Below are 20,645 nucleotides of genomic sequence, written 5' to 3' on the forward strand. Positions count from 1 at the left end.
GGCCGAATCAGTACAGGTGACTGTGCGTTTCTTCGCTGCGGCGCGCGCCGCCGCGGGCACCGAGTCGGATCTGCTCACCGTGCCGCCCGGCGCGACAGTCGCCGATTTGGTCGACGAATTAGCTTGTCGCAACGCGGAATTAGCGCGGGTGTTACAGCGCTGCTCATATCTGCGCGACGGAATCGCGGTGCGAAACAAGGCGACAGCCCTGCAATCCGGCCAGACCCTCGACGTGTTACCCCCGTTTGCCGGCGGTTGAGCGTGATTTACGTCACATCACGATCAGGTCACGAGATGGCCACGTCGCGGTTTAGTGCCGTAACTACCTGGGCGAACGTCGGGCCGTCTAGGGGCTTTAACCTTTTTTAAGGTTTGCCAGTACCAGAAACGCCCGGATTTGCAAAAGATGACGGGTCCCGCCGATCCCATTACCGTCTCTCGAAGGTCAGCCCCCTCAACCCGGGCAGACCCTCTTCGCTCTTAGCGCTGAGCTCCATCCAAGGAGCGGAGAGACCGACGAACACCATGGATGGAGGCGGGGGACCCACCGGTCCACCGATAGGACTCGGAGCCGCAAAGCTCCTTGGGGTGAAGCCGAAATCGTTTCCACCAGAGACGACGACGGCCGGGCGACCTCTCCAGCCCGAACCCGACAGCTGACCTCGCAGGCGCATTGAAGAGAGGAACACTTCGCCATATGAGTGGACGGCATCGCAAGCCCACTTCATCGTCAGTCAGCGTCGCCAAGATCGCAGTCACCGGTGCGGTCATCGGAGGCGGCAGCCTTGCCTTCGCCAGCCAGGCCCAAGCGGCTCCGGATGCCGAATGGGATCAGGTTGCCCGTTGTGAGTCCGGCGGAAACTGGGGCATCAACACCGGCAACGGTTACCAGGGTGGTCTGCAGTTCTCCCCCAGCACCTGGTCCGCGCACGGCGGCGGTCAGTACGCCCCCGCCGCGAACATGGCCAGCAAGGACCAGCAGATCGCCATCGCCGAGCGTGTCCTGGCCAGCCAGGGCCGTGGCGCCTGGCCGGTGTGCGGACGCGGCCTGTCGGGCGCGACCCCGCGCAATGTGGTGAACGAGCCCACTCCGGAAGACGCTCAGATTCAGCCCGCCGGTTTCGAGGCGCCCGCGCCGGACGCTCCGGCGCCCGACGCCCCGGCAGATCTGCCGCCCGCTCCGCAGGATCTGCCCCCGGCTCCGGCCCCGCAGGATCTCCCGCCGGCACCGCAGGACCTCTCGCCGGCCCCGCAGGATCTGCCGCCGGCTCCGGCCCCGCAGGATGTCCCGCCGGCACCGCAGGACCTGCCCCCGGCTCCCGCCCCGCAGGATGTCCCGCCGGCACCGCAGGACCTGCCCCCGGCACCCGCCCCGCAGGACCTGCCCCCGGCACCCGCCCCGGCCCCGCAGGATCTGCCCCCGGCACCCGCTCCGGCCCCGCAAGATCTCCCGCCGGCTCCGCAACCGGGTGTCGTCCCGGTCGCTCAGGATGTCGCCCCGCCGGCCGCCGCGCCGGTGATCGACACCGCCCTGCAGGTACCCGCCCCCGAGGCGCCGGCAAATCCTGGCGACCAGACCGTCACCGTCCAGGCAGCGTCGATCCACTTCGTCCCGCAGGCTCCGGCCGACCCCGCGGTTCCGCCGACCCTGCCGCCCACCCCTGCCCCCGCGCCCGCCGACCCCGCGCCGGCGCCCGCCGCCCCGGGGACCGACGCGGTCGCCGCCAGCCCGACAGGACAGCTGCCTGACGGCATGCCGCACCTGACGAGCCCGGAGAACCTGCCGCCAGGCACCAGCGATCAGCCGGAAGGGCCGCAGGAAGGCCCGAATGTCACGTACCTCAAGGAACTGTGGCACGCGATCCAGACGCAGCAGGTCAGCAAGGGCGACGCGCTGCTGGCCCTGACCCAGCGTCCGATGAACACCCCGGTGACCAACGATCCGAGCATGGGCACTCCGCCCGGTGATCCCAATGCCCCGGCGCCGGCCCCGGCCGACCCGAACGCACCTCTGGTTCCGGCTGCCCCCGCACCGGCACCGGGACCGGCACCCGCTCAGTAGGCGATCACGCCGAGTTCACCCACTCGTCGGTTCCGTCGGCGAAAAACTGGTGCTTCCACACCGGTAGCCGCTCTTTGACGGTGTCGACGAGCAGGGCGCACGCCTCGAACGCCGCTTGCCGGTGGTCGGCCGCAACGGCGGCCACCAGCGCGGCGTCTCCGATGTGCAGTACGCCGACTCGGTGGCTGGCGGCGATCGCCCGCACACCGGTGGCTTTCCCAGCCACCTCGGCGACCGCCTCGAACAAGGTCTGCTCGGCCAGCGGATGCGCGGAGTACTCCAGCCGCACCACGTCTCGGCCGCCGTCGTGGTTTCGCACCACCCCGGAGAAGCCCACCACCGCGCCGGCGGCCTCGTCGGCGACCAGCTCTTCGTGCTCGGTCAGCGAGATCGGACCCTCGACGAGCGCGGCCCGCAGAATGCGTGTCATCGGCGGTGGTCCCCTCCGGACAGTTGGTCCAACGCGTGGTCCAGCACGTCGGCGAGCACCGATAAGCCGTCGCGCACCCCGCCGGTCGAGCCGGGCAGGTTGATCACCAGTGTGCGGCCCGCGACGCCGCACACCCCGCGAGACAACACCGACGTCGGCACCGCCGGCAGACCCGACCGGCGGATTTCGTCGGCCAGGCCGGGGATCTGGTAGTCGAGAACGCCGAGGGTCGCCTCCGGGGTGGCGTCGGTCGGTGAAATCCCGGTACCGCCGGAGGTGATGACGACGTCGGCTCCGGCGTCGATCGCCGCGCGCAGCGCGTCCCCGACGGCGCTACCGTCCACCACGACGCTGGCATCGGGTACGTCGAAGCCGCGCTCGGCGAGCCAGGCGACGACGATCGGTCCGGTCCGATCTTCGTAGACACCAGTTGCTGCCCGGGTGGAGGCGATCACGACCCGTGCGGAGCGCGTCATGTCTCGCGCACCCACAGGCCGGTCTTGCCGCCCTCTTTGCGCAGCACCCGGATGTCCTCGAGGCGCGCGGCGGGGTCGACGGCCTTGATCATGTCGTACAGCGTCAGGGCGGCGACGGTCACGGCGGTCAGCGCCTCCATCTCGACCCCGGTGCGGTCGGTCGTGCGTACCGAGGCGGTCATGCCGACGACGGCGTCACCGATCGCGAACTCGATGTCGACCCCGGTCAGGGCGAGGTGGTGGCACAGCGGGATCAGATCGGATGTGCGCTTGGCTGCCAGGATCCCGGCCACCCGCGCGGTCGCGAGGGCGTCGCCCTTGGGCAGGCCGCCCGCCGTGATCAGCTCGACGACCTCGGCGGTGGTATGAACGGACCCGGCCGCCACCGCGGTGCGGGTGGTGGCAGCCTTGTCGGTGACATCGACCATGTGCGCGGCACCGTGCTCGTCGAGGTGCGAGAGGCGACGCTGCGGTCCGTCGGTCACCGTTTACTTGTTGACGACGGTGACCGGGTGCAGGTACGGCAGGTCAGAGGCCGGCAGCGGGAACGTGATGTCGCCGAACGGGGACAGCGCGCCGGTCCGGTCAGCGGCAAGCTCGCTCACCGCGTGGTCGTCGGGGTCGCTGGTCGGCCAGCCATTGTCGACATACCTTGTCTTCTTCTCAGCCACGGCAACATTCTGTCATCTCACGGCCCGGCTTGTGCACACAGGCGGCTGTTTTACGCTGGTCAACAATGAGTGCACAGTCCGGGCGGCCTGCGGGCAGGAGCGAAGCGACCCGGGAAGACAGCCCTGGTGTGCCGCTGGGCGCCTGGCTGGCCGATCTGCCCGACGACCGGCTGATCCGCCTGCTGGAACTGCGGCCGGACCTTGCTCAGCCAGCCCCCGGCAGCATCGCCGCGCTGGCCGCCCGTGCGGTGGCCAGGCAATCGGTCAAGGCAGCCACCGACGAGCTGGACTACCTGCGGCTCGCGGTTCTCGACGCCCTGATCGTGCTGCACGCCGAGACCGCGGCAACCCCGGTGGCCAAGTTGGTCGCCCTGGTCGGCGAGCGCGCCGACGAGAAGTCGGTCATGTCCGCGCTCGACGACCTGCGTGAACGCGCGCTGGTGTGGGGCGACAGCGAGGTGCGGGTGTCGGCCGAAGCCGCCGCGGCGCTGCCCTGGTACCCCGGCCAGGCGATCGGCGAGGACTCCGCCCGGTCGGGGGCGGAGATCTCCGCCGCGATCAACACCCTCGACGAACCCCAGCTCGAACTGCTGGACCGGTTGCTGATGGGTTCCCCGGTGGGCCGTACCCGTGACGCCGCGCCAGGCGCACCGGCCGACCGGCCTGTGCCACGGCTGCTGGCGGCCGGACTGCTGCGCCAACTCGATGCCGAGACGGTGATCCTGCCGCGGAACGTCGGTCAGGTGCTGCGCGGTGAGGAGCCCGGCCCGGCGAGCCTGACCCCACCGGACCCGGTGTCCGGCACCACCACCGTCGCCGACGTCGATGCCGCCGCGGCAGGCGCCGTCCTCGACTTGATCCGCGAGATCGAACTGGTCATCGAATCCCTCTCTGCCGCACCGGTTTCCGAGTTGCGCAGCGGCGGCCTGGGGGTGCGCGAAGCCAAGCGACTGAGCAAGCTGACCGGAATCGACGAACAACGCCTCGGACTGGTCCTGGAGGTCAGCTCGGCGGCCGGCCTCATCGCCAGCGGCACTCCCGACCCGGAACCCCAGGACGGCGCGAGCCCGTATTGGACGCCGACGGTGGCCGCGGACCGTTTCCTGGAGACGCCCACCGCCGCCCGCTGGCATCTGTTGGCCAGCAGCTGGCTGGAACTGCCGTCGCGTCCCGGCCTGATCGGCAGCCGCGGCCCCGATGGCAAACCTTATGCCGCACTGTCTGATTCGCTGTACTCGACGGCCGCACCGCTGGATAGGCGACTGCTGCTGGAGCTGCTCGCCGAGCTGCCCCCCGGCTCCGGCGTGGATGCCCCGCACGCCTCGCGGGCCCTGATCTGGCGCCGGCCGCGGTGGGCGGCCCGGCTGCAGCCCGAACCGGTGGCGCACCTACTCGACGAAGCCCACGCGGTGGGCCTGATCGGCCGCGGCGCACTGAGCACACCGGCGCGGGTGTTACTCGCCGGGAGCGACGACGCCGCGATCGACGCGATGGGCACGGCGCTGCCCGCACCGATCGACCATTTCCTGGTGCAGGCCGACCTGACCGTCGTGGTTCCCGGGCCGCTGCAGCGCGACCTTGCCGACGAACTGGCGGCGGTGGCCGCAGTGGAATCGGCCGGCGCCGCCATGGTGTACCGGGTCAGCGAAGCCTCGATCCGGCATGCCCTGGACACCGGGCGCACCGCGGGCGGCCTCCACACCTTTTTCGGGCGGTACTCGAAAACACCTGTCCCCCAAGGTTTGACGTATCTCATCAACGACGTCGCCCGCCGACACGGTCAGTTGCGGGTCGGCATGGCGTCGTCGTTCCTGCGCTGCGAGGACCCGACGTTGCTCGCCCACGCGGTCGCCGCGCCGGACTTGGAACATCTGGAGGTGCGACTGTTGGCGCCCACAGTGGCGGTGTCGCAGGCTCCGATCGGTGACGTGCTCGCCGCGTTGCGCGCAGCGGGCTTCGCACCGGCAGCCGAGGATTCGTCCGGGGCGATCGTCGATCTCCGGCAGCGCGGTGCGCGGGTGTCCACGCCCCAACACCGCCGCCCGTTCCGCGCGTTGCCCAAGCCGAGCACGGACACCCTGGCCTCGGTGGTGGCAGTGTTGCGGCGAATGGATTCGACCACCCCCTTCGCCAACGTCCGCCTGGATCCCGCAGTGTCGATGGCCCTGTTGCAGCAGGCGGCCATGGAACAAAAAGACGTGGTGATCGGTTATGTCGACGCGGCCGGGGTCGCCACCCAGCGGGTGGTACGCCCGCTCACCGTCAGCGGCGGTCAGCTGATGGCGTGGGATCCCGCTCAGGGCCGCCCTCGGGAGTTCGCGGTGCATCGCGTGACGTCGGTGATGTCGGCCGACGCTGGATAATGGAGCGTTATGACAGACGGCCCCCTCATCGTGCAGTCCGACAAGACCGTGCTGCTCGAAGTCGACCACGAGCTTGCCGGTGCGGCCCGCTCCGCGATCGCTCCGTTCGCGGAGCTCGAACGCGCCCCTGAGCACATCCACACCTATCGCATCACCCCGCTGGCGTTGTGGAACGCCCGCGCTGCCGGTCACGATGCCGAGCAAGTGGTCGACGCGCTGGTCAGCTTCTCGCGTTATGCCGTGCCGCAGCCGCTGCTGGTGGACATCGTCGACACGATGGCCCGATACGGCCGGCTGCAGCTCGTAAAGCATCCCGCACACGGCCTCACGCTGGTCAGCCTCGACCGGGCGGTGCTCGAAGAGGTGTTGCGCAACAAGAAGATCAACCCGATGCTCGGCGCGCGGATCGACGACGACACCGTGATCGTCCATCCCAGCGAGCGCGGCCGGATCAAGCAGATGCTGCTCAAGATCGGCTGGCCGGCCGAGGATCTGGCCGGCTACGTCGACGGCGAGGCCCACCCGATCGACCTCGACCAGGACGGCTGGGAACTCCGCGACTACCAGCAGATGGCCGCCGATTCGTTCTGGGACGGCGGCTCGGGTGTGGTGGTCCTGCCGTGTGGCGCGGGCAAGACGCTGGTGGGCGCGGCGGCGATGGCCAAAGCCGGTGCGACGACGCTGATCCTGGTCACCAACACCGTTGCGGGCCGACAGTGGAAGCGCGAGTTGATCGCGCGGACGTCGCTGACCGAGGAGGAGATCGGCGAGTACTCCGGCGAGCGCAAGGAGATCCGCCCCGTCACCATCGCCACATACCAGGTGATCACCCGGCGCACCAAGGGCGAGTACAAGCATCTGGAGCTGTTCGACAGCCGGGACTGGGGCCTGATCATCTACGACGAGGTGCACCTGCTGCCCGCACCGGTGTTTCGGATGACGGCCGACCTGCAGTCCCGCCGCCGGCTGGGGCTGACGGCGACACTGATCCGCGAGGACGGTCGCGAGGGCGACGTGTTCAGCCTGATCGGTCCCAAACGGTACGACGCACCGTGGAAGGACATCGAGGCTCAGGGCTGGATCGCGCCCGCGGAGTGCATCGAGGTGCGCGTGACGATGACCGACAACGAGCGGATGTTGTACGCGGTCGCCGAGCCGGACGAGCGTTACAAGCTCTGCTCTACCGCGCACTCGAAGATCGCGGTGGTGAAATCCATCCTGGCCAAACATGACGGAGAGCCGACGCTGGTGATCGGCGCCTACCTGGACCAGCTCGACGAGCTCGGCACCGAGCTGGGCGCTCCGGTGATCCAGGGTTCGACGAAGAACGCCGAGCGCGAAGAGCTCTTCGACGCCTTCCGCCGCGGCGAGGTCAAGACCCTCGTGGTGTCCAAAGTGGCGAACTTCTCCATCGACCTGCCGGAAGCCTCGGTGGCCGTTCAGGTTTCGGGAACCTTCGGCTCACGCCAGGAAGAGGCCCAGCGGCTCGGTCGGCTGCTTCGTCCCAAGCACGACGGCGGCGGGGCGGTGTTCTATTCGGTGGTCTCCCGCGACAGCCTCGATGCCGAGTACGCCGCGCACCGGCAGCGGTTCCTGGCAGAACAGGGCTACGGCTACATCATCAAAGACGCCGACGACTTGCTCGGCCCGGCACTCTGACCACCGAAACCAAACATTGCCGCACCAGCCTGTCGGCAAAAGTTCATCATTCGACGAGATGAACGCCGCGCTCGCTAAACCAATGTGACAGCGAACGCCGCAGCGACACGTTAGTCTTCGCCACGACACGTGGTCTGGCGTAAAGGGGACGGTCGTGAGCGCAGCGGGCTTCATCGGACGGGTTGGCGGTTTGGCAGTCGCGTTAGGTGTGGGCGCCGCGGTGTTCGGCGGCGCGACAGCCTGGGCGGACAGTACCGACTCGGGCGGTTCCTCGGCCCACGCCAATTCGGCCCGATCGACGCTCGGCGACGGCGGCCCGGGCGCAGGCAAGATAGCGGGCACCAAGGCGCAGATGGCTTCGCGGCGCTCCCGTCCGGCCACGACGCTGCGTGCGCAGTCGGACACGCTGACCGCGGCGGCGTCAGTACCCGGGGCGGTGTCGACCGATACGCCGACACCTGTCACCCCCGCGGTGCCGGCCGGTTCGCCGTTGGAATTGGCGGGTTTGGCGACCAGTCGACGTGCCTCCGCTGCCCCGGCTACCGCCGTCGCGGCGTCGATCACGCCGAAGGTCTCGATTCAGGCGGCCGCCGCACAGAACACGGCACTGATCATGGGGCCCAGCGGCGTTCCGATCCCGAGCCCCACCTATATCCAGAACGTCTTCGATCTCTACATCGCTCCGACCTTTCCCGACGCCGTGAAATTCCAGCTGGATACCCCCGAGGGGCTGTATCCGATCACCGGGGTCAAGAGCCTGCCGCTGAACGTATCTGTCCAGCAGGGCATTCAAATCCTCACCACTGCGATCGCCAACCAGGTCGGCGCGGGAAACATCGCGACGGTGTTCGGCTATTCGCAGAGTTCGATCATCTCCTCACTCGTGATGAGTCTGCTGCCCTCGAACACGCCGGTTCAGTTCGTCCTGGTGGGCAACGAGATGAACCCGAACGGTGGCTTTCTCTCCAGATTCCCGAACCTGAAACTGCCGAGCCTCGGCCTGGATTTCTACGGGGCTACACCCGAGAATCTATTCCCGACAACGAATTACACCCTCGAATACGACGGATTCGCCGACTTCCCGAAATATCCACTGAATTTCCTCGCCGATCTCAACGCCGGGCTCGGCATCATCTTCGTACACACCAAGTACGCAGATCTGACGTCAGCACAGGTCGATTCGGCCATCGCATTGCCGACCACCGACCCGTCGCAGAAGTACTACATCATCCCGACCGAGAATCTGCCGCTGCTGGAGCCGCTGCGATTGATTCCGGTCATCGGCAACCCCATCGCCGATCTGTTGCAGCCGGCCTTGAAGGTGATCGTCAACCTCGGCTATGGCAACCCCAACTACGGCTGGTCGACTGACGGATATGCGAACGTGCAGAGCACTTTCGGGTTCATTCCCGACGTCAACTGGGGTCAGGTGGCCCAACTCTTCGCCGCCGGCGTCGCGCAGGGCATCAGCGATTTCGTCGCCGACATCAGTCCGGGCGGAATCATGTGGCAGGAGCTGGCGGCTCTGCATCTGCCGAAACCCGTTCCGGCACCGGTATTCCCGGCCCCCACGGGCGTCATTTCGGCCCTGCAGACGGTCATCTCCGACGTCGCGTACACAATCTCGAGCAGCTCGGCAGCGCTCTATGCGGCAGCATTGCCTACCGCGGACATCGTCAACGCCATCGGCACCATGTTGCCCGCCTATGACGCCAACCTGTTCCTGGGCGGTATTCAGCAGGCCCTGAGCGGCGACGTCATCACAGGCTTGGTCAACGCCGTCGGCCTGCCGCTTGCCGCGACCGTCGGACTGGGCACCACCGCTGCACTGATCGAGGTGCTTGTCTTGTTGCAGGCCGTCGAGGGGTTCTTCGGCCAGGAGACCAACGTTTAGGTATACAGCGATCGGCTACAGCGAAAGTATTGTCGCCGAGGCGGTTCCGGGTGCGCCGTACACCTGCGCCAAGCCCACCCGCGGGCTGCCCGGCACCTGACGCTCGCCTGCCTCGCCGCGCAGCTGGCGCACGAGCTCGTGCATCTGTCGCAGACCCGACGCACCGATCGGCTCACCGTTGGCGATCAGTCCACCATCGGTGTTGATCGGCAGCGAGCCGTGGATCTCGGTCGCCCCGTCGGCCAGCAGCTTCTCCTGCTCGCCGTCGGCGCACAGACCGGTCTCGGCCATGTGGATGATCTCCGCACCGGCATCGGTGTCCTGCAGCTGCGCGATGTCGATGTCCTCGGGACCGATCCCGGCCTCCTCGTAGGCCGCCTTGGCGGCGTAGACGGTCGGCGACACGTCCTCGTCGAGCGGGGCCGAGGTGCCGTGCACCTCGTAGGCGCCGAACGTCCTCGTCCGAATCTCGCTGGCGCGCACGTAGACCGGCTTGTCGGTGAATCGGTGCGCGATGTCGGCGCGGCACATGATGACCGCGGCGGCGCCCTCGTCGGGCGCGCAGAACATGTACTGCCGCAGCGGGTAGTTCAACACCGGCGACGCCATGATCTCGTCCACGGAGATCTCCTTGCGGCGGAAGGCATTCGGGTTCAGCACGCCATTACGGAAGTTCTTGTTGGCCACCCGCGCCAGCGTCTCCTCGGAGATACCGTGATCGTGGATGTACCGGTTGGCCTTGATACCGAAGAACTTCGTGGTGACGAACTGCCCGTTCTCGGCATACCACTGCGGCAGTGCCAACTTGGCCGGGTCGTCGGTGAACGCGCCGCGCGGGTGCTTGTCCAGGCCCACGGCGATGCCGATGTCGTACTTGCCGAGCCGGATCGTGTCCGCGGTCTGCTGGATCGCGCTCGCCGCGGTGGCGCAGGCATTGAAGACGTTGGTGAAGGTGATGCCGGTCAGCCCGACCAGGCGCGTCACCGCGTCCGGATTGGACACCTCATAGCTGCCGCCGAAACCGAACTGGATGTCCTTCCACTGCGCACCCGAATCCTGCAGTGCCAGCTCGATCGCCTCGGCACCCATCTGCATGGCGGTCTTGTCGAACCGGCCGAACGGATGCAGGCCCACACCGATGATCGCAACGTCATTGCTCATGCCGCTCACGCCCCCACCGGTGCGAACGCGAACGTGACGACCTCATTGCCGTCGGCGTCGGTCGCGAACGGGATCATCGTGAGTTCGACGTCCATGCCCCACTTCAGCTTTTCCGGATCGTTCTCGGTGAGCCGACCCTCGACACGCACCACGGCTTGTTCCCCCTGGCCGAGCTGCACCAGGCCGACGCCGAACGGCACGAAATCCTTGCCGGTGGGACCGATGTAGGGGGCGCCGGGCGGGAAGCCCTGCGTGGTCCAGGCGACCAGGGTGCCGCGCCGCGGCAGCTTGACCTCGTTCATGCCGCCCGCGCTGCACCGCGGGCACCGGTCCTGGCTCGGAAAGACCACGGCCGAACAGCTGGCACATTCGCTGCCGATCAGCTGCGGGTTGTCAGCGGGCCAAGTGGAGATTTCGGGCGCCAGGGCCTTTTGCATAGCGGCATCCTTCGTAGTCCAAATCGGTAGCCGGATCGTACAACACTGTTGGCTACGAATGGAAACCGCATTCTCATCTGAATGCACGCCCTTCTCAGGCGGCACGGCTCACATGAGCGCGGGCATCACCTCACGCTCGAACAGTTCGATGCCGGACCGGTCGTAGGCCGCTTCCGGGAAGTAGCAGATGACGTACTCGCAGCCCAGGTCCCGCAGCGCGGTCAGGCTCTCGATGACCTGCTCGGGCGTGCCCGCAGCCGATCCCGGCGCACTGACCGTCGTCATCATTGCGTCCGCGGCCGCATCACCGCAGATGCCGGCCAGCCGGTCGCGGACACGCTTCACCCGCGCCGCAACGTCGTCGGTGGATGTGCCGAGGATCGCGTTGACGTTGGCCGAGCGGACGATCGCGTCGAAGTCCGTTCCGACCTCACGGCAGTGCTCGGCGAGCACCTGCGACTTGTGCGCGAACCCGTCCGGCTCGGAGGTGAAGTTGGTGTACTCCGCGTACTTCGCCGCGATCTTGAGCGTCACCTTCTCGCCACCGCCGGCGATCCACAGTGGAATACTGTTCTCCTGCAAGGGCTTCGGCGCAACGATCGCCCCGTCGACCTGATAGTGCCTGCCCGCAAAGCTCACTTTCCCGTCACGCCAGGCGTCCCGCATGATCTGGACGCCCTCGTCGAGTCGGGCCAACCGCACGCCGGCGGAGGGAAAGCCGTACCCGTAGGCCCGCCATTCGTGCTCGTACCAGCCGCCGCCGATGCCCATCTGCACGCGGCCGCCGGAGATGATGTCGGTGGTGGCGGCAACCTTGGCCAGGTAGACCGGGTTTCGATAGCTCATCGCCGTGCACATCTGGCCGAGCTTGATCCGGGAGGTGGTCGCCGCGTACGCCGCCATCAGCGTCCACGCCTCGTGGGTGGCCTCGTCGGTCGGGATCGGCACGGTATGGAAATGGTCGTAGACCCAGAGCGAGTCCCATGGACCCGCATCGGCATGGTCGGCCAGATCACGCATTACCTGCCAGTGCTTTTCAGTGGGAATGCCGGCCAGATCCAGTCGCCAGCCCTGCGGGATGAACAGTCCGAAGCGCATGGCCCGACTCTACGGACGAGCGCGCCGCCCGACCAGAGCACAATCGGCGCCAACCGGGAGGGCTCCGTCGTGTCCGTGACGGTGACATGCGGCCGGTGCAGCTATCCCGGTCCGGACGCAGGAGTTACGGGCCCTGGACGGCAATCGGCCCCTCCCATACGGGAGGGGCCAATGCTCCCCCTTGCCTCCTCATTCCCCTGGCGTAATGCCCATCACACCGCAAAAACTAGCTGAGAGCAAGCTGAGATGGCGTAATTCAGCAAAAAATCTTGATCGCGCAGGCAAATGAATCGCGAACACTGGTTCCGCTATCCACTTTGGACATACCGCCAGATCAGGAGCAGTCAATCGAAACCGCGTTAGCGGGGTCAAGTCCAGGGACGTGGTGTACGACGTCGTCGGGTGATTCTTCGAGTTGATGGTTCAGGCGGTGAGCGCCTCTGTGGTGGCCTCCTGTTCTGTCGGTGAGTTCTGGACGGCTTGTGATTTGCTGAGGACGTCCAGGCCGAGGTAGCGCCGGGATTCGGCCCATTCGTCGTGCTGTTCGGCCAGGACGGCACCGACGAGGCGGATCAGGGCGCCCCGGTCGGGGAAGATGCCGACGACGTCGGTGCGACGGCGGATCTCCTTGTTCAGCCGTTCCTGGGGGTTGTTGGACCAGATTTGGCGCCAGATCTGCTTGGGGAACGCGGTGAACGCCAGCAGGTCCGCGCGAGCATTCTCCAAGTGCTCGGCGACCTTGGGGAGCTTGTCGGCGAGCGCGTCGATGATCCGATCATATTGCGCAGCAACGGAATCAGCGTCCGGCTGGTCATACACCGAATGCAGTAGCGTGCGCACCCACGGCCACGACGACTTCGGGGTGATGGCCATCAGGTTGGTGGCGTAGTGCGTACGGCAGCGCTGCCAGGCCGCGCCAGGCACGGTGGCGCCGATCGCGGCCACCAGCCCCGCGTGCGCGTCGGAGGTGACCAGTTTGACCCCGGATAGGCCGCGGGCGGTCAGCGATCGCCAGAACGCCAACCAGCCCGCCCCGTCCTCGGCCGTGGTGACGTCGATGCCGAGGATCTCGCGGTAACCCTCGGCGTTCACACCGGTCGCGATCAGCGCATGCACGTTGACCACGCGACCGCCCTCGCGGACCTTGAGGACCAGGGCATCGGCCGCGACGAACGTGTACGGCCCGGCATCGAGTGGCCGCGTGCGGAACGCCTCCACGGCGGTGTCGAGTTCCTTGGCCATCACCGAGACCTGCGATTTCGACAGCCCGGAGATGCCCAGCGTGCCGACCAGTTTGTCCATCCGCCGCGTCGAGACGCCCAGCAGGTAGCAGGTGGCCACCACCGTGGTCAGGGCCCGCTCGGCGCGTTTGCGTCGTTCCAGCAGCCAATCGGGGAAGTAGGAGCCCTGCCGCAGTTTCGGGATGGCGATGTCCAATGTGCCTGCCCGCGTGTCGAAGTCACGGTGGCGGTAGCCGTTGCGGTGGTTGGTTCGCTCCCCGCTGCGCTCGCCGTAGCCGGCGCCGCACAGTGCGTCGGCCTCGGCACCCATCAGGGTGTGGATGAACATCGACAGCAGCTCGCGCAGCACGTCGGGATGAGCGGCGGTGAGTCGCTCGGTCAGGACCTGCTGCAGGTCGATATCGTGGACAGTGGTCATCGCGTGTGTTCCTTCTTTGCTCGAGTGACTTTGGACGGTCCCTCGAAGAATCACGCGATGACCTTCAATCACTCGGCTACGACACGCCGGTACCGCTAATCAGGTCCGACTCGTACACCACTCTGCTGGACGCAACCGTTAGCGGCAAATAGTGCGTCAAGTGTCGAATAGGGCAATTCACTCAGCAACTGAGGTCACGAGTCGGCATATGCACAAACGCACGTGAGTTTGCTCTTACTGACTGCTCCGACATTTATCGCAGGTCACAGGCGTCCGAAAGTTCAGTTACCGGATTTGCGATTTTGCAGCGGGGCGCCGCGGCGTGAACCGGACCCCGAGCCGGGTGTCGGCACACAGTCGTGCGTGCTGGCAATGCCGCGGTTCGGCCCCCGCCTACTCCGGGCCACCGGAGTACATCGCGGCTATGTCACGAAGCGAAACTTTGAGCGACTGGTTGCGCGGAAGTTCGGCGACGACAACCACCTCGACGGGCACATGATGCTTGGGCAGCGCACCACGGACCCGGGCCACCAGGTCGGCCGGGTCGGGTGCCGGGGCGCCGGGAACCGCTTCCACCGCCGCGAACGGGACCTCGCCGAGGCGGGGATCGGGAACCCCGACGACGGCGGCGTCGCGCACCGACGGGTGGCCCACCAAGACGCGGCGAACGGTCTCGGGCAGGACCTTGAACCCGCCGCGATTGATGGCCCCGTCGGCGCGGCCGTGCAGGGTGATGAACCCGTCGACATCGATTGAGGCGAGGTCGTTGGTGCGGATCCAGTCCGGACTGATGGATGCGATCCTGGCCTCCAGGACACCCTGCTCGCCGGTCGGCACCTCGCTCTCGCCGTTCGGGTCGAGGATGCGGACCTCGGTGTTGGGCATCACCCGTCCCGAGCTTGCGCGCTTGGTGGCACCGAACTCCCGATAGAGATCCGGCGTCCACGTGCACACCGAGCCGGCGAATTCGGTTGCGCCATAGGCCAACAGGACGGGGACTCCGTACCGCTGCTCGAACGCGTCACGGGTTTCGGGGTCCAGCGGCCCTGCGGCACTGATCACGTATTCGAGCGAGACGAGGTCCTCGCTCGCCAGGTCGGCGTCCAGGAGCATGCGTACCGCGGCCGGCTGCAGACCGCAGCGCCGGATGCCGTAGGTCTTCACCACCCGCACCCATTCGGCGACGCTGAACTTCTCCAGAAGAGCGATCCGCTTGCCGAGGTAGGCGCCGGTGATCAGCTGGCACACCCCGCCTATGCCGCCGAGCGGCCAGTACATCAGCTCGGGTGGCTCGTCGGCGGAGGCTCCGGTGATCGCCACGCTGGACACGGTGTGGTCCAGCACCGACGCCGGGATCGGGTGCCGTTTGGGCGGCCCGGTGGTGCCGCTGGTGAGCACCTGCAGACCGGTCGAGCCGTCCCGGCCGGAAGAGGTCAGGCGCGCCGACACCCGATCGATTCCGGCCACGAGCTCCACGGTGGGCGATGTCAGCGACACCGCGACACCGGCGGTGCCGGTACGCCGGGCCGCGGCGATCACCGGCGCGGTCCAGTCCTCCCGGTCGGCGACGACCGCGGCCGGCTCCAGCTGTTCGATGTCCCGCCCGATCGCCTCGGCCGACTGGAACGAATAGATCATCGGCACCCACCGGCCACCGCCGAGCAGTCCGATCACGGCTGCCGCATGCGGTGGACGGTTGCGGGCCACCACCGCCACCGTCGCGCCGTCCGCGACGCCGGCCAACCGCAGCGAATCGTCGATGGCGCAGGCATATGCGGCGATCTCGTTACCGGTGTACCAGCGGCCGTTGAACTCGATGCAGGGCGAGTCGCCGTAGCCGGCCAGGCTGGCCGCCAGCCTGCTGCTGATCGTTGCGGCGGCGTCGTTCACGCGCCTCACGCTAACCGACGAGCGCGGGATGTTGCCGGACCGCACCGTGGCGACGACGATAAGGGCTCATGAGCGTCGCAGTCACGGAGCCGCTGACCGAAGACGAGGTCCGCGGGGTCATCGAAACCTTCTGGGCGCTGGATGCCGGCAAGGCACACCTGGCTGATTTCCTACCGATCATGGACGACGAATTCGTAATTCGTGCCGTCGATGCGAACGGCAATGAGGTGGCCCGGTTCGAGGGCCTCGCAGGAATGGAAGACCATCAGGACGGAAAAATGGACTTCTTCGACGAGGTGTTCGAGCTGGAGACCTTCCGGATCAGCGAGCCCGGGCCCGCCGTCGTCGCCCACACCACCGCCACGTGGACGTTCCGGCACCGCGCTCCCCGGGCGGCGACCAGTGAAGTCTGCGTCGCAGACCTTGCGCACGAATGGCACGTGCGCAGGCACCCCGTGCGCCTCACCGCAGTCATGAGTGGACACACGTGCACGAGATTCGACTTCCGGGCCGGCCAGGCGCCGTCGGCCGCCACCGGTCGCCAGGCGGTCAAGCAGTCCAGCGTGGATCTACACCTGGAGCCCGAGGCGCTGATGCGGCCGTAGCCTCGCACCGGATAACGCGAAGGCCCGGAGGAACTCAGATGTTCCCCCGGGCCTCGACGTTCTACGACTTAGAGCAGCGACGCCGGCGGGTTGAACCGCTCGCCGTACTTCTCCGCCAGTTCCTTGGCGCGCGCCACGAACCCGGCCTTGCCGCCGTGCGGGTAGCCGACGATCAGCTGCGCGGCGCCACCGGTCCACGGCGGGAAGCCGATGCCCATGATGGAGCCGATGTTGGCGTCGGCGGTCGTGGTGATCACGCCCTCGTCGAAGCACTTCTGGGTTTCCAGCGCTTCGGCGAACAGCATCCGGTCGATCATGTCCTGCAGCGGCGGGGTCGAGGTACCCGAGGAGAAGGTCTCCCTCAGCCCCGGCCACAGCTGGGTGCGCTTGCCGTCGACGTACTCGTAGAAGCCGGCACCGGAAAGCCGTGAGGGACGGCCGAGTTCGATCATCTTCTCGACGACGGCCTCAGCCGGGTGCGCCTCGTAGGTGCCGCCGGCCTCTTCGACACCCTTGCGGGTGGCCAGGGCGATCTTGTGCATCAACTCGAGGTTGAGCTCGTCGGACAACTGCAGCGGCGGGGCCGGGTAGCCGGCCTGGGTGCCCGCGTGCTCGATCGACGCCGGCTCGACACCCTCGCCGAGCATCGCCAGCGCTTCGTTGACGAAGGTGCCGATGACCCGGCTGGTGTAGAAGCCGCGGCTGTCGTTAACCACGATCGGGGTCTTGCCGATGGCCAGCGTGTAGTCGAACACTCGGGCCAGCGCCTCGTCAGATGTCTTCTCGCCCTTGATGATCTCGACGAGGGGCATCTTGTCGACCGGTGAGAAGAAGTGGATCCCGATGAAGTCCTCCTGGCGCTTCACCCCGGCGGCAAGACCGGTGATCGGCATCGTGGAGGTGTTGGACCCGAGGATCGCGTTGGGCTCGACGATGTCCTCGATCTCCTGGAACACCTTGTGCTTGAGTTCCTGGTTCTCGAACACCGCCTCGATGACGAAGTCGACGCCCTTGAAGTCGGCGGGATCGGCCGTCGGGGTGATCCGGCCCAGCAGGGCGTCGGATCGTTCCTGGGTGGTCTTGCCGCGCTCGAGGGCCTTGGCCTCCAACTTCTCGGAGTAGCCCTTGCCCTTCTGGGCCGCTTCGAGCGTGACGTCCTTGAGCACGACATCGAAGCCGGCCTTGGCCGACACGTAGGCGATGCCTGCGCCCATCATGCCCGCACCGAGCACGCCGATCTTGGTGATCGGGGTCTTGCCGATACCCTCAGGCCGCGATCCACCGGAGTTGATGGCCTGCAGGTCGAAGAAGAACGCCTGGATCATGTTCTTCGCGATCGGCCCGGTGACCAGTTCGGTGAAGTACCGGCTTTCGATGCGGCTGGCGGTGTCGAAGTCCACCTGCGCGCCCTCGACCGCGGCGGACAGGATGGCCCGAGGGGCCGGCATCGGCGCGCCCTTGAGCTGCTTGCGCAGCAGGGAGGGGAACGACGGCAGGATCGCCGCCAGCGCCGGGCTGGCTGGGGTGCCGCCGGGCATCTTGTAGCCCTTGGCATCCCACGGCTGGGTATGCGCCTCGGGGTTGGCCTTGATCCAGGCCTTGGCGGCCGGCACCAATTCATCGACGCTGGAGACGAGTTCGTCGACCAGGCCGTTGTCCTTGGCGGCGGCCGGCTTGAACCGGGTGCCCTGGGACAGCACGTTGACGAAGCCGTTCTGGATGCCGAGCATGCGGGTCACGCGGGTGACACCGCCGCCGCCCGGCAGCAGGCCGAGGGTGACCTCGGGCAGGCCGATCTGAACACCCTTGACGTCGGCGACGATGCGGTGGTGACAGGCCAGGGCGATCTCCAGGCCACCGCCGAGGGCGGCGCCGTTGATCGCGGCGACGACCGGCTTGCCCAGGGTCTCCAGGGCACGCAGGTCGCGCTTGATGTCCTCGACCTCGGCGAAGATCTCACCGGCGTTCTCCGGTCCGGCGGTGATCATGCTCTTGAGGTCGCCACCGGCGAAGAAGGTCTTCTTGCCGCTGGTGATCACCACACCGGTGATCGAATCCGGGTCTTCTTCGACAAGACGTGCCAGCTCTTCCACGGCCTTGTGCATGGACTCCTTGTAGTGCTCGTTCATCACGTTGGCCGAACCGGTCGGGTCGTCCATCGTCAGCGTGACGATGCCGTCGGCATCCTTGTCCCACGCAATCGTGTTCTCTGCCATGACTTTTCCTTAAACCCTCTCGATGATGGTGGCGACACCCATGCCGCCGCCGATGCACAGCGTGATGAGCGCGCGCTTGGCGCCGCGGCGCTCGAGCTCGTCGACCATGGTGCCGGTGATCATGGCGCCGGTGGCACCCAGCGGGTGGCCCATCGCGATCGCGCCGCCGTTGACATTGAGCTTCTCGCTCGGGATGTTCAGGTCCTTCTGGAACTTCAGCACCACCGACGCGAAGGCCTCGTTGAGCTCGAACAGGTCGATGTCGTCGACGGTCAGGCCGGCACGGTCCAGCACCTTGCGGGTGGCCGGGGTGGGGCCGGTCAACATGATCGTCGCGTCCGCGCCGCTGGTGGCGGTGGCCACGATGCGCGCCCGCGGGGTCAGGCCCTGGGACTTGCCCGCGGCTTCGCTGCCGATGAGCACCAGAGCGGCGCCGTCGACGATGCCGGAGCTGTTCCCGCCGGTGTGGACGTGGTTGATCTTCTCGACCCAGTGGTACTTCTGCAGCGCCACGTCGTCGAAGCCGGCCATCGCGGCCAGTCCCTCGAATGCGGACTTGAGCTTGCCGAGGCTTTCCACGGTGGTGCCGGGGCGCATGTGCTCGTCGTGGTCGAGGATCAGCAGACCGTTCTGGTCCTTGACCGGGACCACGGACTTGGCGAAGTAGCCGCCCGACCACGCCGCGGCGGCGCGCTCCTGGGACTGTGCGGCGTAGGCGTCGACATCCTCACGGGAGAAGCCCTCGATCGTGGCGATGAGGTCGGCGCCGATGCCCTGCGGCACGATGTAGTTGTCGAACACGGTGGCGGGGTCGGTGAACATCGCACCGCCGTCGGAGCCCATCGGGACGCGGCTCATCGACTCGACGCCACCGGCGAGCACCAGGTCGTCCCAGCCGGAGCGGACCTTCTGCGCTGCGGTGTTGACGGCTTCGAGGCCGGACGCGCAGAAGCGGTTCAGCTGGACGCCGCCGACGGTGTCTGGCATACCGGCCGCGATCACCGCGGTGCGGGCGATGTCGGCGCCCTGGTCGCCGACCGGGGAGACGCAGCCCAGGATGACGTCGCTGATCAGGTTCTCGTCCAGGTCGGGGAAGCGCGAGCGCAGTTCCTCGATCAGACCGACCACGAGGTTCAGCGGCTTGACTTCGTTGAGCGATCCGCCGCGCTGCTTACCGCGCGGGGTTCGGATGGCCTCGTAGATGAAGGCTTCTTCGGACATGTGTGTTTTCTCCAGGTCCTGTTCGGAATTGGGCGTGACGATCGTTCGACAGTCGTCCTCTGCCCGCGAAGCCTACCAAGGCCGCCCAACCGGATGGTTGGGCAGTCGCTCAGGTCAGGCCGCTGCCGTGACGATGATCGACTCGTTCGAGGTGTCCCACGCCTTCATGAACGCGGGTACCGACAGCGTGGTGTTGGCCTCGTCGGCACCGGGATCGTTGAGGTGCACGACATTTTTGTTGCTATCGACGCCGGTGACCACCACAAAGTGGTCGGCGGCGGTCCGCTGGTCGCTGGTGTCCCAGACGATCGCGGAGTTCACGTAGGCGATGACCTTGCGGCCGGCGCCCAGGTACTGCTCCAGCGCGGTCAGGCCGGTCGCCTCGGGTCCCGAGGTATCGCTCTCCACTGATGTGATGCCGTACTGCTTCAACAACACCGGCAGGTCGCCGACCGAGATACCACCGGTGTTGGGGGTGTAGATCTCGGTGCCGGGGTTCATCTCCGACGAGGTCTGCTCGGCCTTCAGCAGCACTTGCGCCTCGGTCGGGCGCTCCCCGGTGAGCTGGCCGACGATATCGGCGACCGACATCGCCCCGCAGTTGTCCTCCAGGGATTGCGCCGCCCAGTACGGCGCGGCCGCGGCCGGGTCGCCGTAGACACCGGTTTGTGAGCCTGAGGGGTCCGCCAGCGCGACGCCGTGCCCCATCGCAATGGCCAGTGCAGCGACGATCGCGACCACACCCGAGCGCACCAGTGAAGCCATCGGCCGATCGTAATTGACGAAACCGCTGATAATGGGGC

18 protein-coding genes and 1 riboswitch are annotated in these 20,645 nt (G+C 67.3%); of the genes, 6 read left to right on the plus strand and 12 right to left on the minus strand.

Annotated elements, in window-relative coordinates:
• Nucleotides 1-16 precede the first annotated feature (16 nt).
• Both Y900_RS08835 and Y900_RS08840 read left to right on the plus strand, forming a co-directional pair.
• A complete protein-coding gene (locus Y900_RS08835) occupies nt 17-259 on the plus strand; it encodes a MoaD/ThiS family protein (protein WP_237752533.1) in 243 nt (80 codons plus the stop codon).
• A 245-nt stretch (nt 260-504) separates the two neighbouring features.
• Nucleotides 505-686, plus strand: a riboswitch (cyclic di-AMP (ydaO/yuaA leader).
• Between the two features lie 11 nt (nt 687-697).
• A complete protein-coding gene (locus tag Y900_RS08840; RefSeq protein ID WP_036341346.1) occupies nt 698-2,062 on the plus strand; it encodes a transglycosylase family protein in 1,365 nt (454 codons plus the stop codon).
• A 4-nt stretch (nt 2,063-2,066) separates the two neighbouring features.
• On the opposite strand, the gene Y900_RS08845 is transcribed toward Y900_RS08840, so the two are convergent.
• Genes Y900_RS08845 through Y900_RS08860 form a run of 4 tightly spaced genes read right to left on the minus strand, consistent with a single transcriptional unit; the run spans nt 2,067 to nt 3,639 of the window.
• Nucleotides 2,067-2,492 (minus strand): molybdenum cofactor biosynthesis protein MoaE, encoded by a 426-nt coding sequence (locus Y900_RS08845; protein WP_036341349.1) that lies wholly within the window; start codon nt 2,490-2,492, stop codon nt 2,067-2,069.
• Nucleotides 2,489-2,968 carry a MogA/MoaB family molybdenum cofactor biosynthesis protein gene (locus tag Y900_RS08850; RefSeq protein ID WP_036341352.1) on the minus strand — a complete coding sequence of 160 codons (480 nt, stop codon included), beginning with the start codon at nt 2,966-2,968 and terminating at the stop codon, nt 2,489-2,491. Before Y900_RS08850 ends, Y900_RS08845 begins: the two co-directional genes overlap by 4 nt.
• The gene (moaC, locus tag Y900_RS08855) at nt 2,965-3,396 is read right to left on the minus strand and encodes a cyclic pyranopterin monophosphate synthase MoaC (RefSeq protein WP_051660350.1); all 432 of its coding nucleotides are present in this window, start codon (nt 3,394-3,396) and stop codon (nt 2,965-2,967) included. Before moaC ends, Y900_RS08850 begins: the two co-directional genes overlap by 4 nt.
• A 60-nt stretch (nt 3,397-3,456) precedes the next feature.
• On the minus strand, nt 3,457-3,639 hold the full coding sequence (locus Y900_RS08860; protein WP_036341358.1) for a hypothetical protein: 183 nt from the start codon (nt 3,637-3,639) through the stop codon (nt 3,457-3,459).
• Between the two features lie 65 nt (nt 3,640-3,704).
• Between Y900_RS08860 and Y900_RS08865 the strand changes: the two genes are divergently transcribed.
• The 3 genes from Y900_RS08865 (at nt 3,705) to Y900_RS08875 (ending at nt 9,555) form a co-directional block, all read left to right on the plus strand.
• Nucleotides 3,705-6,002: a helicase-associated domain-containing protein gene (locus Y900_RS08865; RefSeq protein ID WP_036341361.1), complete on the plus strand. Its 2,298-nt coding sequence runs from the start codon at nt 3,705-3,707 to the stop codon at nt 6,000-6,002.
• A gap of 9 nt (nt 6,003-6,011) precedes the next feature.
• Complete coding sequence (locus Y900_RS08870; protein ID WP_036341363.1) at nt 6,012-7,661, plus strand: DNA repair helicase XPB; 1,650 nt, start codon at nt 6,012-6,014, stop codon at nt 7,659-7,661.
• A gap of 154 nt (nt 7,662-7,815) precedes the next feature.
• Nucleotides 7,816-9,555, plus strand: coding sequence for a PE-PPE domain-containing protein (locus tag Y900_RS08875; RefSeq protein WP_081845041.1), 1,740 nt, complete (start codon nt 7,816-7,818; stop codon nt 9,553-9,555).
• Between the two features lie 15 nt (nt 9,556-9,570).
• On the opposite strand, the gene Y900_RS08880 is transcribed toward Y900_RS08875, so the two are convergent.
• The 5 genes from Y900_RS08880 to Y900_RS08900 all read right to left on the minus strand — a co-directional run bounded on the left by Y900_RS08880 (nt 9,571) and on the right by Y900_RS08900 (nt 15,800).
• Nucleotides 9,571-10,716 carry a thiolase family protein gene (locus Y900_RS08880; protein ID WP_036346255.1) on the minus strand — a complete coding sequence of 382 codons (1,146 nt, stop codon included), beginning with the start codon at nt 10,714-10,716 and terminating at the stop codon, nt 9,571-9,573.
• A 5-nt stretch (nt 10,717-10,721) separates the two neighbouring features.
• On the minus strand, nt 10,722-11,153 hold the full coding sequence (locus tag Y900_RS08885) for a Zn-ribbon domain-containing OB-fold protein (protein WP_036341366.1): 432 nt from the start codon (nt 11,151-11,153) through the stop codon (nt 10,722-10,724).
• 108 nt (nt 11,154-11,261) lie between these two features.
• A complete protein-coding gene (locus Y900_RS08890) occupies nt 11,262-12,251 on the minus strand; it encodes an LLM class F420-dependent oxidoreductase (protein ID WP_036341369.1) in 990 nt (329 codons plus the stop codon).
• Between the two features lie 423 nt (nt 12,252-12,674).
• Complete coding sequence (locus Y900_RS08895; protein ID WP_036341372.1) at nt 12,675-13,910, minus strand: IS256 family transposase; 1,236 nt, start codon at nt 13,908-13,910, stop codon at nt 12,675-12,677.
• 393 nt (nt 13,911-14,303) lie between these two features.
• Entirely contained in the window at nt 14,304-15,800 is a 1,497-nt protein-coding gene (locus Y900_RS08900; protein WP_081845042.1) for a class I adenylate-forming enzyme family protein, read from the minus strand.
• 68 nt (nt 15,801-15,868) lie between these two features.
• Here Y900_RS08900 and Y900_RS08905 point away from each other — a divergent pair, with 68 nt between their 5' ends.
• Nucleotides 15,869-16,405 (plus strand): hypothetical protein, encoded by a 537-nt coding sequence (locus Y900_RS08905; RefSeq protein ID WP_036341374.1) that lies wholly within the window; start codon nt 15,869-15,871, stop codon nt 16,403-16,405.
• Between the two features lie 68 nt (nt 16,406-16,473).
• Here the strand turns inward: Y900_RS08905 and Y900_RS08910 are convergent, their stop codons facing one another.
• The 3 genes from Y900_RS08910 to Y900_RS08920 form a co-directional block, all read right to left on the minus strand.
• Nucleotides 16,474-18,621 carry a 3-hydroxyacyl-CoA dehydrogenase NAD-binding domain-containing protein gene (locus Y900_RS08910; RefSeq protein WP_036341376.1) on the minus strand — a complete coding sequence of 716 codons (2,148 nt, stop codon included), beginning with the start codon at nt 18,619-18,621 and terminating at the stop codon, nt 16,474-16,476.
• A 9-nt stretch (nt 18,622-18,630) separates the two neighbouring features.
• The gene (locus Y900_RS08915; RefSeq protein WP_036341378.1) at nt 18,631-19,842 is read right to left on the minus strand and encodes an acetyl-CoA C-acetyltransferase; all 1,212 of its coding nucleotides are present in this window, start codon (nt 19,840-19,842) and stop codon (nt 18,631-18,633) included.
• Nucleotides 19,843-19,956: 114 nt separating this feature from the next.
• The gene (locus tag Y900_RS08920) at nt 19,957-20,607 is read right to left on the minus strand and encodes a C39 family peptidase (protein WP_036341381.1); all 651 of its coding nucleotides are present in this window, start codon (nt 20,605-20,607) and stop codon (nt 19,957-19,959) included.
• Nucleotides 20,608-20,645 lie beyond the last annotated feature (38 nt).

Origin of the sequence: Mycolicibacterium aromaticivorans JS19b1 = JCM 16368 (genome assembly GCF_000559085.1) — a bacterium.
In the GTDB taxonomy this organism is placed as follows: Bacteria; Actinomycetota; Actinomycetes; order Mycobacteriales; family Mycobacteriaceae; genus Mycobacterium; species Mycobacterium aromaticivorans.